Origin of the sequence: Maribellus mangrovi (genome assembly GCF_037646455.1) — a bacterium.
Taxonomy (GTDB): domain Bacteria; phylum Bacteroidota; class Bacteroidia; order Bacteroidales; family Prolixibacteraceae; genus Draconibacterium; species Draconibacterium mangrovi_A.
Genome location: NZ_JBBIXN010000005.1, coordinates 43,429 through 58,634, shown reverse-complemented (window position 1 = coordinate 58,634; position 15,206 = coordinate 43,429). Strand labels below are relative to the sequence as shown.

Sequence of the window (15,206 nt, the reverse complement as noted above, 5' to 3'; positions counted from 1 at the left end):
AGAGCCTCAAAGTTTTTACATCTTTGGCTGGTCGCTCATGAAAAACTTCAACTCACCTCCGTTAATAATATCACAGTGTTTGATCGAACGTGAATCCAGAACCTCACCGTTCAGCTCAACTTTTTCAACATACACATTTTCGGGACTTTGATTCACTGCTTCAATTTTTAAGATTTTGTCATTTTCAAGTCGCAAGGTTGCTGATTTTACCATCGGGCTGCCCAAAGCATATTCATCCGATCCGGGGAGGACAGGATAGAAGCCAAGCGAACTAAAAATGTACCAGGCACTCATTTGTCCGGCATCGTCGTTTCCGCACAGGCCATCTTCTTTGTTGCTGTACATGGTCGACAGGATCATTCGCACCCGTTTCTGTGTTTTCCAGGGCTGGTTGGTCCAGTTGTAGAGATAGGGAATATGGTGCCCCGGTTCGTTGCCGTGAACGTAATTACCGATGATTCCGTCGCGGGTGATGTCCTCGTTCTTTTCAATGTATTTATCATCGATCTCGGTAGTAAACAGTTCGTCCAGCTGGCCGGCAAACTTTTCTTTACCTCCCATTAAAGCAATCATTGTATCAATCTGATGCGGAACATACAGTCCGTAGTTCCATGCATTGCCTTCAATAAATCCCTGGCCGTGCGTATCCATCGGATCGAAGTCCTCACGCCAGCTTCCGTCGCTGTGTTTCGGACGCATAAAACCAGTCTGCTTATCGTACACATTGTGGAAATATTCCGAACGTTTTGTGTATGCATTGTAAACGTCGGTTTTTCCAAGTTTTTTGGCAAGCTGTGCAATGCACCAGTCATTGTAGGCATATTCGAGGGTGAGTGAAACCGAATAAGGACTTCCTTCTTCCGAGACATATCCATTTTTCATGTATTCGCCAAGGGCATTAAAATACGGAACAGTGGAAGTGCTGATGCAGGCATCGAGCGCCTTTTCAAGATCGGCATCGGTGGCGCCTTTCGCAAAAGCATCGGCAATAACCGAAACCGAGTGGTAACCAATCATGCACCAGTTTTCGTTGGCATAATGACTCCAGATAGGCAACATGTGGTGCACACTTTGTTCCTGGTGCGCCAGCATCGATTTCACCATGTCGTTATTTCGCTGCGGATGGAGGATGTTAAACAGCGGATGCAGTGCCCGGTAGGTATCCCAAAGCGAGAAGATGGTGTAATTGGTAAATCCGTCACTTTGATGAATGTTTTGATCCAACCCGAGGTACTGCCCGTCCACATCTTCGTAAATAATAGGACTAAGCATTGAGTGATAAAGAGCCGTGTAAAAAGTTTCCTTGTCTTGTTCGGTGAGGGTTTCCAATTCCACTTTTGCCAATTCTTTGTTCCACTTTTGTCGTGCTTCAGTTTTTACGGCTTCAAAATCCCAACCGGGTATTTCTGCTGTCATGTTTTTTAGCGCGCCCTCGGTACTGACCGATGAAAACGCAAATTTTATTTTGATCTTTTCGTCCTGTTTAGCATTGAAATTGAAATAAGCACGAATTTCTCTTCCCGCCATTTCAGGGAAATTCTCATCTTCCTTAAAGCGGCGGTAAAATCCGTTGTAACTTACTGGATCATATTTTTTGTGACCATAGCTTTCAAATGGTTTAGAGAAAGCCATGGCGAAATAAACTTTACGGTTGCGCGCCCAGCCTTTGGTTTGCCGAAAACCGGTGACCAGCGAATCGTTTTCCACGCGTATAAAAGTCCAGACGTTTTTCCCGGGATAATTGTAAATGTTATACATAAGATCGAGCAGAACATGCGCGTCTCCCGGCTCTTCAAAAGTGTACTGATGAAAGCCAACGCGATCGCTGGCAGTAAGTTCTGCTTCAATATTGTAGTCGTCGAGATGGACTTTATAATAACCCGGTTCCGCAGTTTCGGTTTTGTGCGAAAACTGCGAATGGTAGCCACTGCCCGGTTCGCTGGCTTTTCCCGGATCAAGTGTCAGTTCATCGGTGGTTGGCATAAGCAGAAAATCGCCCAGATCGGAATGTCCGACACCACTAAAATGCGTATGGCTGAATCCGAAAATGGTAGTGTCGTCGTACTGGTAGCCCGAACAATAACGGTAGGTTTCGCCGTTGTACTGACCATCGATGGAATAAGGTTCTTCGTTGGTATCAGGACTTAACTGTACCATCCCAAAAGGTGTTGTAGCCCCGGGATAGGTATGTCCCATGTTTTTTGTGCCCACCATCGGGTTGACAAACTGAGCCAGATCGGGAAGTTGTTTCTCTGTATTTTCTGAAGTGGTTTGCGACGGTTCGCATGAAAATAAAATGAAGACTGAAAAGATCAGCAGCACTAACTTATTAATCATGAATATCGGTTTAACTGGTTACACGGTACGAAATATCTTCGAACCGGGTGTAAAGCTACCAATTTTAGGGGAAATGAATAATGTGGAGGAATAGAAACACCGGAGATTTAATCCGTAACTATTGTTCAGTCTATTTTGTGTTTCATCGTTCTGTCATCGATAACGACCAGGCGGTATTTATGGTCATCCATTACTACGCGGTGTGAATCAATATGCAGATGCTTGGTTTTTACTTTGTTGTTGATCACAAAATCGCGGATCAGTTCCATCTCAGAAATGTTGCCCGAAAGCAGCTCGCGAAGCTGGCAATGTTTACAAAAACCATCGTCGCGGGCATTAAATTTTTCGCGTTGCGTGCAGCCTATAATTTCGCAGAATTCGCGATCGATAATGTCGCGCTTTTCGCTCTTGGTTAGTACCTGAAACGGCTTGTTGAAATATTTAACTTTGAAATTGTTATCGGTAAGAAATATGGCTTGCGGGTGGTGTTCTATCAGTTGGTTGACCAGGTCGTTGGCCTCTTCAACTCTGCAAAATTCTAATCTCATTACGTTAAGTTTTACAGGTTAGTAACGATTGCAAAACAGCTTCGTTGTAGAATTGTTTTAAATGAAATTATGAATTATTCGCGAATAATTCAATCAAACATGTTTAAGAAGCTAAAAATATATTTTCAATCAGCTGTCGACCGAACCAAAAACGCGCTTGAGTAAATCGGTCACTCGAGCGGCCGGATTTTCACGAATTTGCTTTTCTTCAGCTGCAATCTTCAGGAAAAGACCATTGAGTGCCTGTTGTGTCAGGTAGTCTTCCAACTCGGTGTCTACGGGTTTTAAGCCCGCAAATTCGCCGGCTACGCTATTCGCCACTTTGTTGTATTTGCCCGTTAGCGAGTCCCAGCTTTCTTTGGTAGAAATATTACCAACCAGGTCTTTCTCCACTGATGCCTTTATTTTTGGCTGATACAATTCAAACAACTGGTCGTAAGTGGTTTTGTGTAAATATTGTGTCGCAGCGTCATCGTCACCATTTAAAATGCCAACTGCATCCTGAATGGTCATGCTTTTTATACTACCTACAAAAATAGGAGCCGCTTCTTTGGCTGCATCTTCAGCTGCACGGTTGATGTGAAGCAATACGTCTTCAACAAGGTCGTCTCCACCCGGAATTTTGCGAATATTATCCACGATAACATCAGCTTCGGGAGGCAGCATAATTTTTACCAGCTCATCTTTGTAGTAGCCATCAACAGCACCCAGGATATCGGCCGAGTTGTTGGCGCCGGTGATCAGTGCTTCCTTTAAACCGGCCACTATTTCATTCTGTGATAACGGTGCGTTTGTATCGAGTGTTTGTTGTGCCAGTTGAGTTAATTCGGCGCAGCTGCTTAAAACAATGGCCAAAAGCAGGGGGAGAATTCTTTTTGAAATCATTTCTTAAATTGGGATTTAATTGCTTATTTCTTGAATATTTTTTTCACCAGGTCGGTGCGGCCTTTGCGTTCCAGGTCGTTTTTAATCGAGTTTCGGAATTCGTTTTTATACCAGAAAAAGAATTTGCGTTGATTTTCTTTTTCGTGTTTGTTTTTGGCCGTGTAAATTTTTTCCATGGTATAGGGGTGGTAGCCCGAATAATAGACCACAGTGGCCAGTGTCATTGGTGTAGGCGTAAAATCCTGAACCTGCTCAAGCCTGAAATTCATTTGCTTGGTTTTTATGGCCAGGTCGGCCATGTCTTCCGACTGGCTGCCCGGATGGCTCGAAATAAAATAGGGAATCAGTTGCTGGTTTAGCTTTTCCTCCTTGTTTATTTTTTTGAATTCGTCATTTAATTCCTCGAAAAGTTTAAACGATGGCTTGCGCATGAACTTTAACACCTCGTCGGATGAATGTTCAGGCGCCACTTTTAAACGCCCCGAAACGTGATGTTTGATCACCTCGCGTAAGTATTCCCGGTTATCTTTATTTACATTTTCATCCTTTGTTTTTTCGAGAATCATATCGTACCGGATACCACTTCCAACAAAAGCCTTTTTAATCTTTGGATTTTGGCGGACTTTGCGATAAAGATCGAGCATGGCTTTGTGACTCACATCCAGGTTTTTGCAAACGGTTGGAAAGATACATGACGGGCGTTTACATTTCCGGCAAATTTCTTCGTGGATACCCTTCATTTTATACATATTGGCTGAAGGTCCTCCCAGATCAGAAATGTAGCCTTTAAAATCGGGCATCTCGGTTACTTTTTCCACTTCTTTTAGTACCGATTTTTCGGAGCGACTGGCAATAAATTTTCCCTGGTGTGCCGATATGGTGCAAAATGTACATCCGCCAAAACAACCCCGGTGGATATTGATCGAATGCCGGATCATTTCATATGCCGGTATCGTTTCTTTTTTGTGGTAGCGCGGGTGCGGTAAACGGGTGTATGGCAGGTCGTAAATCCGGTCGATCTCTTTTTCCTTGAACGTCGGCCATGGCGGATTCACAACAATTTTTTTATTCCCGATTCGCTGAACCAGTTTCTTGGCCTCCATCTTGTTCGACTCCTCCTCGATGTGCATAAAATTCCTTGAGAATTCTTTTTTGTCGTTCAGGCAGGTTTCGTGCGATGCCAGTTCCAGTTCATCCCAGTTCTTTTTTGTGGCATAATTTTCATGCTCATCAACCAGAAAAACGGTTTGCGGAATGCTTGTCAAGTTATCGATCGGGATGCCGCGTTTTACAAGCCGGGCAAATTCGAGGATCGATTTTTCGCCCATTCCGTAAAATAAAAGATCGGCATTGGTATCCACTAAAATCGATGGCATGAGTTTATCCGACCAGTAATCGTAATGTGTTAACCGGCGCAGCGATGCTTCAATGCCGCCAATAACGATCGGTACATCGGGGTATAGTTCTTTTAATATTTTCGAATAAGTAATGGTGGCATAATCCGGTCGTTGTCCCGAACGACCGCCGGGTGTGTATGCATCGTTGTGGCGCTTGCGTTTTCCGGCAGTGTAGTGGTTCACCATCGAATCCATGTTTCCCCCGGTAACCGCAAAAAACAGGTTGGGTTTTCCCAATTTTTTAAAATCGCGTAAATCGTCTTTCCAGTTGGGTTGCGGCACAATAGCCACCCGCAATCCTTCGTGCTCAAGTACACGTCCGATAACGGCAGCTCCAAACGACGGATGATCGATGTAAGCATCTCCTGTGAAAAGGATCACATCAATATCAGCCCAACCCAACTGCTCAACTTCTTTTTTCGATGTGGGGAGCCAAAGGCTTTTATCTAAATTAATTTCCAATGTTCAAACTTTTATTTCAACTATAACAAACTCGGGGCAAATATGATCAAAAAAATGCAGGGAAGGTATTATCTTCCTGTTAATCTGCTTTCTAAAAGTAGCTTTTGGGAGGCTTTGAAAAATGCATGCTCAAAAAATGATAATTCGAAAAACATTTTATTTTTGTAAAAGAACTATTTGTGTTTCATACCGTAAATACAACCAATGGAATTACTGAATCCGAAGGATTTGTTCAAAGACCGGCCGTCCATTCATACCAGTGGTGACTATTTTGCAAAATTCCTGATGTATATTTTACGCTACAATAAGCTGAATAAAATTTACCGGCAAATAGCTGTTAAACGTGGTGTTGATTTTATCGATGAACTCATTAAAACACTGGAGTTCAACATCGAATTTGATGAAAATCAGTTGAAGAAAATTCCCAAAGAAGGTCCGCTTATTATCGTTGCCAACCATCCGTTGGGTGGATTTGATGGCCTGTTGCTGATTAAATACCTTTCGATGGTGCGAAAAGATGTAAAGGTGCTGGCCAATTTTCTGCTGCAAAAAATCGAACCCGTTGCCCATTATTTTTTATCTGAAAACTCTTTCTCGGAAGATGAGGAAAACGGTTGGGATGAGGCCAGAGATCACCTGGAAAACAATGGTGTTTTGTGTTTGTTCCCGGCAATCGATTTACGCTCGAAAGATACTTTTGATGGGGTAAGCGATCGTGTTTGGCAATTCCCTGTAGTAAAATTTGTCAGGCAGGCCGGAGTTCCGGTCGTTCCGGTATTGTTTCAGGGAACCAATAGTCGGTTGTTGCATTTTTTTGCCCGAATCCATCCTTCCTGGCAACAAGCCCGTTTACCCTCCGAAATTTTAAAAAAGAAGCACAAAAACATAAAACTGCGAATAGGCAGCGCTATCCCTGTAGAGGAACAGGAGCGGTTTTGCGACACCTACCAATTTGGGCGTTATTTACGTGCTCGAACTTACGGCATGGAGTCGGACATTGAAGTACGAAGGTTTTTTAATTATTCACTCAAGCCTTCAGTAAAGCCGCAAGCTATAATCGATCCGGTTCCGAAAGAGAAAATTCTAAAAGAAATTCAATCGATTAAAGGAGATGGAACACTGTTCAGGCTGAAGAATTACATCGCATATTGTGCCCCCTCAAATAAAATCCCGAATATTTTAAATGAAGTTGGCCGCTTGCGCGAAGTTACTTTCCGTGAGGTGGGCGAGGGAACCAACAACAGCATCGATATTGATGAGTTCGATCTGTATTATTACCAATTGTTTATTTGGGACGAAGATGAACAACGCATTGTTGGCGCTTATCGTTTGGGTAAAGGACTGGACATTATGGAGCAGTTCGGACGACGCGGATTTTATCTGCAGTCGTTGTTTCGGATCGACGAGCAGTTTAAGCCGGTTTTAAAGGAAAGCATTGAACTGGGCCGCTCGTTTGTGATTAAAGAATACCAGCGAAAACCCATGCCGCTGTTTTTGTTGTGGAAAGGAATTCTTTATTTCCTGTTGAAAAATCCGGAGTACCGCTACCTGATCGGGCCGGTAAGCATTAGCAATAATTACTCGAAAGTTTCGAAAGACCTGATCATCCGCTTTATTATGCGGAATCATCTGAACTGGAAAATGGCCCGGCACATTAAACCGCGCAACAGTTATAAGTTTAAAAGCGACAACACCGACCTGAACCTGTTGATGGAAAACATGGACCGCGACATTAACCGACTGGATAAAACCATTGGCGATTTGGATGAACTCAATTCGGGACTCCCGGTATTGCTCAAAAAATACATTAAACTGAACGCCAAAATTATCGGTTTTAATGTGGATCCGAAATTCAATAATTGCCTCGACGGGCTGATTGTTCTGGATGTGTATGATGTTCCGAAAAGTACCATCGAATCCTTATCGAAAGAGGCCAATGACGGCTCCATCCTCGATCGGTTTTACGCGAACCGGGAATAGAAATTAACTGGTCAACATTAGGAAATATCTTTTGCACCGTACTTTAGTGCGGTGTAAAGTATGAGAATTAGATAGGTAATTTCCGTTTGTCGAAGTAGTTTTAATCTTCCTCCAGAATATTTTTTACGCGGCCAACCTGCCCATCTTCCAGCATAACTTTTATGCCATGCGGATGAACCGGAGAATTGGTGAGAATTCGTTTCACTACACCTTCTGTGAGTTCTCCGCTTCGCTGGTCTTTCTTCAATACGATCTCTACCAGCATTCCGGGCTTAATGTTTCTTCTTTGATTTCCTTCGTTCATTATGCGTACATTTTTTCACGAAGTTCCTGAATACGCTCGTCGCTGATGTAATCATCGTAATTCATCATTTTATCAATGGTGCCGTTGGGAGTGAGTTCGATTACCCTATCGCACACTGATGAGATAAATGCGTGGTCATGCGACGACATGAAAACATTTCCCGGGTAAGTTATCAGGTTGTTGTTAAACGCCTGAATCGACTCCAGATCGAGGTGGTTGGTTGGTGTGTCGAGAATCAGTGCATTGGCTTCGGTCAGCTGCATTTTGGCGATCATACAACGCATTTTTTCACCTCCGGACAGCACGTTTACTTTTTTATAGATCTCGTCGCCGGCAAACAGCATTCGCCCCAGGTATCCCCGAACGAAAATTTCTGTGGTGTCGTTTGTGAACTGGCAGAACCAATCGAACAACGATTTTTCACTTTGAAAATATGCTGAATTGTCGAGTGGAAGATAAGCCGTTGTAATGGTTTGTCCCCACTGAAACGTTCCAGAATCGGCCTTACGTTTTTCGTTAATGATCTCGAAAAGCGCAGTCATTGCACGATGGTCGCGCGACAGGAAAATTATCTTTTCGCCTTTTTGGGCAGAGAAAGTGACGTCTTTGAACAAGGTCGTTCCTTCAATGCTGGCAGTCAGATCCTCCACATCCAGAATGCGGTCGCCAGCTTCACGTTCGGGTTTGAATATGATGCCCGGGTATTTTCTGGTAGATGGCTGAATATCTTCGATGTTGAGTTTTTCCAGCATTTTTTTACGGCTGGTGGTTTGTTTGCTTTTGGCCACGTTGGCACTAAAGCGGGCAATAAACTCCTGAAGCTCTTTCTTCTTCTCCTCGGCTTTTTTGTTCTGGGCAGCTTGTTGTCTTAATGCCAGTTGGCTGCTCTCGTACCAGAAACTGTAGTTTCCGGCAAACATTTTTATCTGGCCGTAATCAATGTCGATGGTTTGTGTACATACTGCGTCAAGGAAGTGACGGTCGTGCGAAACCACCAAAACGGTGTTCTCGTAATTGGCCAGGTAATTTTCGAGCCACACCACTGTTTCAAGATCAAGGTCGTTGGTCGGCTCATCAAGCAACAGGTTGTCGGGATTACCGAACAAAGCCTGAGCCAACAGCACCCGCACTTTCTGGTTACCGCTCATGTCCTTCATTAAGGTATAATGGGTTTCTTCCTTAATTCCCAGGTTGCTGAGCAAAGTGGCAGCATCGTTCTCGGCATTCCAGCCGCCCATATCACCAAATTTTTCTTCCAGTTCGCCTGCTTTTATTCCGTCTTCTTCCGAAAAATCAGGTTTGTTGTACAGTTCGTTTTTTTCCTGCATCAGGTCCCACAGTTCAGTGTACCCTTTCATAACAGTATCGAGTACGGTGAATTCGTCGAAAGCAAAGTGATCCTGGCTTAAAACCGAAAGCCGTTCTCCCGATCCCAGCGTAACACTCCCGCTTGTGGCATCGATCTCACCCGAAATTGCCTTTAAAAATGTTGATTTCCCTGCACCGTTGGCACCGATTACGCCGTAACAATTTCCGGCTGTAAATTTCAGGTCTACATCCTGGAACAAAACGCGCTTACCAAACTGGATGCTTAAATTCGAAACTGTTATCATTTATTGTACCTTATTATCCTTATTCCAAAAACGGGCTGCAAAAGTAGCTAATTGAACGAGACTTGCATCAGATTTACCTTAAAGGATTGAGATTTAATATAATGGTTAAGTTGTATAAAGGCTATTTAAGATACAGGTTGCTGTCGCCGTAACTCAGAAACCGAAAACCGTTGGCCAAAGCAAAGTCGTAAACGCGTTTCCAGTCCTGTCCTAAAAATGCGCTAATAAGTAACAGTAGTGTACTTTGTGGTTGATGGAAGTTGGTGAACATTCCGCGAATCAGCTTAAAATCGTAACCCGGAAGAATAATGATCTGTGTCGAAAAGCGAATGGCTTTTTCACCGTTTTCTGCCAGGAAGTAGATGATGTTTTGCAAGGCTTTCTCAATCGAAATGCCTGCTGTGTTTTCGTAAGGTTCCCACTGTTTTACTTCTGGATGAAACGGATCGAAACGCTTTTCTTCCAATTGCAGCCCGATCCAGTATAGACTTTCTATCGAGCGCACGGATGTTGTTCCAACGGCAATAATATTTTCCGGATCTTCGAGAAATGAACGAAGAATGTCGATCGAAATTTCAACCTGCTCGTGGTGCATGGTGTGCCCATCGATGGTTTCCGATTTTACCGGCTGAAAAGTTCCGGCACCTACGTGCAAAGTAATTTCACGAGTAGCAATATTTTTTGTTTTAAGCTTGCCCAAAACTGCATCGGTAAAATGGAGCCCGGCAGTTGGTGCTGCCACCGAACCGTCGATTTTTGCGTAAACGGTTTGGTAGGTTTCCTCGTCCGATTCTTCAGTTTCACGGTTTAAATACGGAGGAATTGGCAGTTGTCCGATGTGTTCGATAATTTCAGAAAAATGCAGCCCTCTGTTCCAAACAAAACGGATGTGAAAAGAATTGCCTTCCTGTGCAATTTTAGCGGCAGTCATTTCAATTGATTTTCCCTCAAATTCAAATTTATGGCTTAAAAGTCCTTCCTTCCATTTTTTTGAGTTCCCCACCATACATTTCCAGGTCACCTCTTCGGTTTGCTGAAATGCTATTTGGTAGTCGCCCGGTTCAACGGGTTCCAGACAAAAGATCTCGATTTTTGCTCCGGTTTCTTTTCTGAAAAATAGACGGGCATGAATTACCCGCGTATTGTTAAAAACCAATTGTGCATTTTCGGGCAGGTAACCGGTGCAGTTTTCAAAAATGTCTTCGGCAATTGCTCTGTTTTGCCAGGTCAGCAGTTTTGATTTGTCGCGCTGAGGAAGCGGATATTTTGCAATTCGTTCGTCGGGCAATTCGTAGGTAAAATCGCTGATCTTTATATTTCTTTCGCTATTCAAAACTCTTCCTGTCTTTATTCCCATTCTCCCCATGAGGGGAGCAAAAGGGGTGATGCGCTGCAAAAGTAATATTTTCTTTTTTCGTAGTGGTAAGGCTTCAATTAAACTAAACCGCAAGGCACACAAAGTCGGCGCAAGGTGCGCAAAGCCAATTAATCAGTAATTCCAATCTTTGCGATCTTCGCGGGATTCATGGCGACCTTTGCGGTTAAGTCTTTCTTTACTGCACCATGATTTTTGTTTACTTTTGCACAAAACATGAAAACATGATTAAAGTAGGTGACAGGGTAAAATTTTTGAATGATGTGGGAGGCGGAGTTGTAACCGGTTTTGTTAATAAAAATACGGTAAATGTTGAAGGCGATGATGGTTTTGAGGTGCCGTACCCGATTAAAGAACTGGTGAATATAAATGCTCCCGAATTAAATGTAAGAAGTAATAATCCGGTGCAGCAGGAAGCACCTGTTGAAGTTGAAAAGGACCCCGAATATATCGAGCCCAAAGGCGAAATCATTAACGGGAAGAACAATCCTGATTTTTATTTTTGTTTTGTTCCGACCGATCCCAAAAATCCCTTGTCTGGCGAAATCGAGTTGTACCTCGTAAACGACAGCAATTTTACGGTTCTTTATAGCTATTCATACATAATCACAGATGGAGTTGAGGCCGTGAATCAAGGCACGGTACGTTCCAATTCAAGAGAAAAGATTGATGCTTTGGTTCAGGAGGATTTGAGTGATTTACCTGATTTTGGCTTTCAGCTTATTTATTTTCGTGATTCGGAAAGCGAGTGGAATCCACCAATGATGAAGAAGTTTAGGATCAGCCCCGTAAAATTCTATAAAGAATCAACCTTTCAGCCCAATTCATATTTCAGAAGTAACGCACTGGTGCTGAAAATCGCTTCAACTTTGCTTGAGAATGAGCTAGATAGAATGAGCCAGGATGATTTTAAGAAGCTGGTGCAGGAAAAAGCTGAACAACCTGTTGCAGCCAAACCGGTAAAACGCAAAACACAGGATGAAGTGGTAATCGACCTGCATATCACCGAGTTACTGGACAATGCTGAAGGTTTGAGTAATCGTGAGATTCTGGAAATTCAGATGGAAAAAGTGGAGTCGGAAATGAATGCTGCCATTCGCGACCGCGTAAAACGCATTGTTTTTATTCATGGAGTGGGGCAGGGAGTGCTCAAACAGGAGGTCACAAAGTTGCTACAGCGAAATTTCAAAAAATATTACTTTCAAGACGCTTCGTTTAAGGAATATGGATATGGCGCTACGATGGTGATTTTAAGGAGATAAGCATCGAGATTAGCGTGTCGGAAAGATTCGTTGTTTGTGATTTAATCCAATAAATTAGTTGACGATAGTTAAGTCATTATCTTTTTTCTTATAGGAAATTAGCGAAAGTAAAATAAAAGTAAGAACAGGAAGGAAAATCAGAAATTGAAGCCAGTAAAGATTGTCTATTGGATCCCAAAGGGGGATGTCGATATCTACAATTATAAAAACGAATTCAATTAAAAGAATCATAAGCCAGGCGGATATTCCAACTACTCCGGAAAGTATTATCCGGTTTGTTAGTTTTGAAATATGCTTGAATTGTAAGGCTTTAGGATTTTGTTTCTTTAATCCGTTTATTAAAATTAATATACCAATAATAACTATAGGAATACCCATTATTAGAGTCAAGGCACCATCGCTCCAAATCCATTCAACAAGGCACCATTGAAATATATGCCAGAGGATGAAAATAAGACCCGATATAATTTCATTTTTCCACAAGAAGTAATAGCCAATAAGGAAAATGGCAAAAAGGGTGAATGCGGATAATTGCTCAAATGTGCTATTCTTTAGCGGTATTCCTTCATCTATTAAAAAGAGAATATAAATTATTAAGGCCAATGAGCTAACTATTCTGAGGATGAGTCGGTTAATGTTAACTTTTCTTTGCATAACAATGCTTTCCATTTTTTGAAATTATATCGTCTACCTCAAAACAAAAGGTACAACAATTGCAATTATTCCGGTGAGCACTACCACCATCATAAATAAATTGTATCTGGTGTTGTAGTTGTTTAAAAGCGATGAGTCGTAATACTGGGCCACATTCTCATCCTCATACATTTTTATCAGGCCATTTATTAGTTTCGATCGTGTTTCTTTTCCTTTTAATAAGCCAAAAATAACCACTAGGTTAAGCAAAATGAGTAAAGCCACGAACAAGAACATAATTAATAATGAAGAGTCCGGATTTTTCTGATTGTTGGCGAAACCCGAGTTCACTGCTAGAATGATCAGGTTCAGAACAATGGCCGCCAGAATGAAAATAATGTCGGTTTTGGTGTTTTGCTGCAATTCGGAAGTGATGTGATTGTGTACGTGTTCTAACATAACTTGGTTCCTCCAATTTGATTTTTATTTAAAGCTTATTTTTTATTCCATTTTTTTAGCGAATCGAGGTTTGTTTTATTGAAGATGTTTTTCGCTTCTGGCGTAAACAGGAAATCATATTCCTTTTTAAAGTACTCCGGGACTTTTCCCCTGATAACTTTCGAAGTAGAATTAACCAGCCCGTTTGTTTCGGTTAATCCTTCGGGTAGGATGATAACGCTTGTCGGGAGCCAACGTTGTGGGAACATGGTTTCGAATTTACCTCCTTTTTTATATTTATTTATCTCATTCTCAATTATTCCTACAGTTGCTTTGTTCCCTTCCTCGGTTCCGGGTGTTATTTTTTGTTTTTTAAGTTCTCTGTTTAAGGCTCCAATATCAGGCACGATCATTCCAGCAGTGTATGGATGCTGGTTATTGATCAGCAAAGCTTGATTGATAAACGGGGACTTGTCGCTTAACGCTTCTTCAATTCCCTCAGGGCTGTATTTTTCGCCGTCGTTACCAATTAGTAAACTTTTAAACCTGCCAAGGACAAAAAGAAAACCGTCTTCATCGAGGTAACCCATGTCGCCGGTATACAGCCAGCCATTTTTGATTGTTTCGGCGGTTGCATTCGGATTTTTCCAGTAACCAAGCATTACATTTTCGCCTTTAATAATGATTTCTCCTTTTTGACCTATTGGCAATTCTTTGCCTTCATCATCCACTATTTTCAGTTCCATATATTTTACCGGCAGACCAGATGACCCAAACTTGATAGCATGCAAGGCATTTCCTGAAATAATCGGCGACGCTTCGCTTAATCCATACCCCTGGCACATAGGGATACCAATTGCAAAGAAATATTTTTGCAATTCAACATCCAGCAAGGCGGCTCCTCCGACAAAGAATAATAGTTCACCTCCAAATACTTTCCTGATTTTTTTATATAGCAGTATGTCAAAAAACCACAATAAAGGTTTCAGAAGAAACCGTAATCCTTTGCCCTTGTTATAACCGAGTCCATTGTGAGCATAAGAAATCTTCAAAGCGAGACTGAACAAGGTATTTGTAAAAGCTCCTTTTTGCCTGATATTTTCATCGATGTTTTTTCTAAGGTTTTTCGCCAAAGCAGGTGCACTCAGCAGAACAGTAGGCTTAACTTCTTTAATATTTCCCGGGACATTTTTAAGGGTTTCGTACCAAGTTTTTCCAATTTTAACAGAGGCTACAGTTGCACCTTTATACATAAAACAATACAGACCAACCGTATGTACAAATGCATGATCCCATGGTAAAATAGCAAGAGTTTTCCAGTCGGATTTCGCTTCCACTAATGTATGTCCCTGGATAACATTTGAAACGTAATTCAAATGAGTCAGCATTATTCCCTTGGGATTTGCCGTGGTGCCTGATGTATAGGAAATATTTGCCAGGTCGTTTGGTTTCACGTTTTTCTGAATTTTATCCATTACTTCCGAGTGACTCTTTAAATACTCTTTGCCACTTTCAAGTACTTCAGAATAATCAGTGTCACCTTTCAGTTTGTCCGATTTTCCATCAATAAAAATTATCTTTTCCACATCAGGCAGATCGTTTCTTACAGCTTCAATTTTTGAGGCGTGTTCTTTAGAAACAATAATCATTTTGCATTCGGAATGGCTTAAGCGAAACCGAAGTTCCTCGGTGGTAAGTTTTACCGATAGCGGTACATTAACAGCACCTGCAAACAGGATACCCAATTCGCTAATGATCCAGGCATTCTGTCCGTCAGAAACCAGACCACAACGGTCGCCTTTCTTTAATCCAAGATGATGCAGTCCAGCAGCCATTTGCAAAACATATTCGTGTGTTTCACTATATGTTAGCGGGTCATATTTATCCCGCTTTTTTTCAAGTAGATAAACATTGTCTGGATACTTTTGCACGCTTGTATTAAATAATTCAATTATTGTTTTCATTATGATTA

At 42.0% G+C, this 15,206-nt stretch carries 12 protein-coding genes; 2 read left to right on the top strand and 10 right to left on the bottom strand.

The genetic code is table 11. The annotated features are described in order from the left end of the window. Positions 1-15 precede the first annotated feature (15 nt). From WFY05_RS17965 to WFY05_RS17950, 4 genes are all read right to left on the bottom strand, one after another. On the bottom strand, positions 16-2,337 hold the full coding sequence (locus WFY05_RS17965) for a GH92 family glycosyl hydrolase (protein WP_340114299.1): 2,322 nt from the start codon (positions 2,335-2,337) through the stop codon (positions 16-18). 125 nt (positions 2,338-2,462) lie between these two features. Next, complete coding sequence (locus WFY05_RS17960) at positions 2,463-2,885, bottom strand: PAS domain-containing protein (protein WP_340114298.1); 423 nt, start codon at positions 2,883-2,885, stop codon at positions 2,463-2,465. A 129-nt stretch (positions 2,886-3,014) separates the two neighbouring features. After that, on the bottom strand, positions 3,015-3,770 hold the full coding sequence (locus WFY05_RS17955; RefSeq protein ID WP_340114297.1) for a DUF4197 domain-containing protein: 756 nt from the start codon (positions 3,768-3,770) through the stop codon (positions 3,015-3,017). A gap of 23 nt (positions 3,771-3,793) precedes the next feature. Continuing rightward, positions 3,794-5,629 (bottom strand): YgiQ family radical SAM protein, encoded by a 1,836-nt coding sequence (locus WFY05_RS17950; protein WP_340114296.1) that lies wholly within the window; start codon positions 5,627-5,629, stop codon positions 3,794-3,796. Between the two features lie 204 nt (positions 5,630-5,833). Between WFY05_RS17950 and WFY05_RS17945 the strand changes: the two genes are divergently transcribed. Continuing rightward, complete coding sequence (locus tag WFY05_RS17945; RefSeq protein WP_340114295.1) at positions 5,834-7,609, top strand: GNAT family N-acyltransferase; 1,776 nt, start codon at positions 5,834-5,836, stop codon at positions 7,607-7,609. Positions 7,610-7,709: 100 nt separating this feature from the next. Here the strand turns inward: WFY05_RS17945 and WFY05_RS17940 are convergent, their stop codons facing one another. The 3 genes from WFY05_RS17940 to WFY05_RS17930 all read right to left on the bottom strand — a co-directional run bounded on the left by WFY05_RS17940 (position 7,710) and on the right by WFY05_RS17930 (position 10,859). Further along, entirely contained in the window at positions 7,710-7,913 is a 204-nt protein-coding gene (locus WFY05_RS17940) for a YwbE family protein (RefSeq protein WP_340114294.1), read from the bottom strand. Then, positions 7,913-9,526, bottom strand: a complete 1,614-nt coding sequence (locus WFY05_RS17935; RefSeq protein WP_340114293.1) for an ABC-F family ATP-binding cassette domain-containing protein — start codon at positions 9,524-9,526, stop codon at positions 7,913-7,915. The genes WFY05_RS17940 and WFY05_RS17935 overlap by 1 nt, the downstream gene beginning before the upstream one ends. Positions 9,527-9,647: 121 nt before the next feature. Beyond that, positions 9,648-10,859 carry an S-adenosylmethionine:tRNA ribosyltransferase-isomerase gene (locus WFY05_RS17930; protein WP_340114292.1) on the bottom strand — a complete coding sequence of 404 codons (1,212 nt, stop codon included), beginning with the start codon at positions 10,857-10,859 and terminating at the stop codon, positions 9,648-9,650. A gap of 266 nt (positions 10,860-11,125) precedes the next feature. Between WFY05_RS17930 and WFY05_RS17925 the strand changes: the two genes are divergently transcribed. Beyond that, entirely contained in the window at positions 11,126-12,163 is a 1,038-nt protein-coding gene (locus WFY05_RS17925) for a Smr/MutS family protein (RefSeq protein ID WP_340114291.1), read from the top strand. A gap of 54 nt (positions 12,164-12,217) precedes the next feature. Here WFY05_RS17925 and WFY05_RS17920 read toward each other — a convergent pair whose 3' ends face one another. From WFY05_RS17920 to WFY05_RS17910, 3 genes are read right to left on the bottom strand one after another with little or no spacing between them, the layout of a single operon-like run. Then, the gene (locus WFY05_RS17920) at positions 12,218-12,832 is read right to left on the bottom strand and encodes a DUF7670 domain-containing protein (protein WP_340114290.1); all 615 of its coding nucleotides are present in this window, start codon (positions 12,830-12,832) and stop codon (positions 12,218-12,220) included. An 18-nt stretch (positions 12,833-12,850) separates the two neighbouring features. Further along, positions 12,851-13,255 carry a hypothetical protein gene (locus WFY05_RS17915; protein WP_340114289.1) on the bottom strand — a complete coding sequence of 135 codons (405 nt, stop codon included), beginning with the start codon at positions 13,253-13,255 and terminating at the stop codon, positions 12,851-12,853. A 35-nt stretch (positions 13,256-13,290) separates the two neighbouring features. After that, positions 13,291-15,198 carry an AMP-dependent synthetase/ligase gene (locus WFY05_RS17910; RefSeq protein ID WP_340114288.1) on the bottom strand — a complete coding sequence of 636 codons (1,908 nt, stop codon included), beginning with the start codon at positions 15,196-15,198 and terminating at the stop codon, positions 13,291-13,293. Positions 15,199-15,206 lie beyond the last annotated feature (8 nt).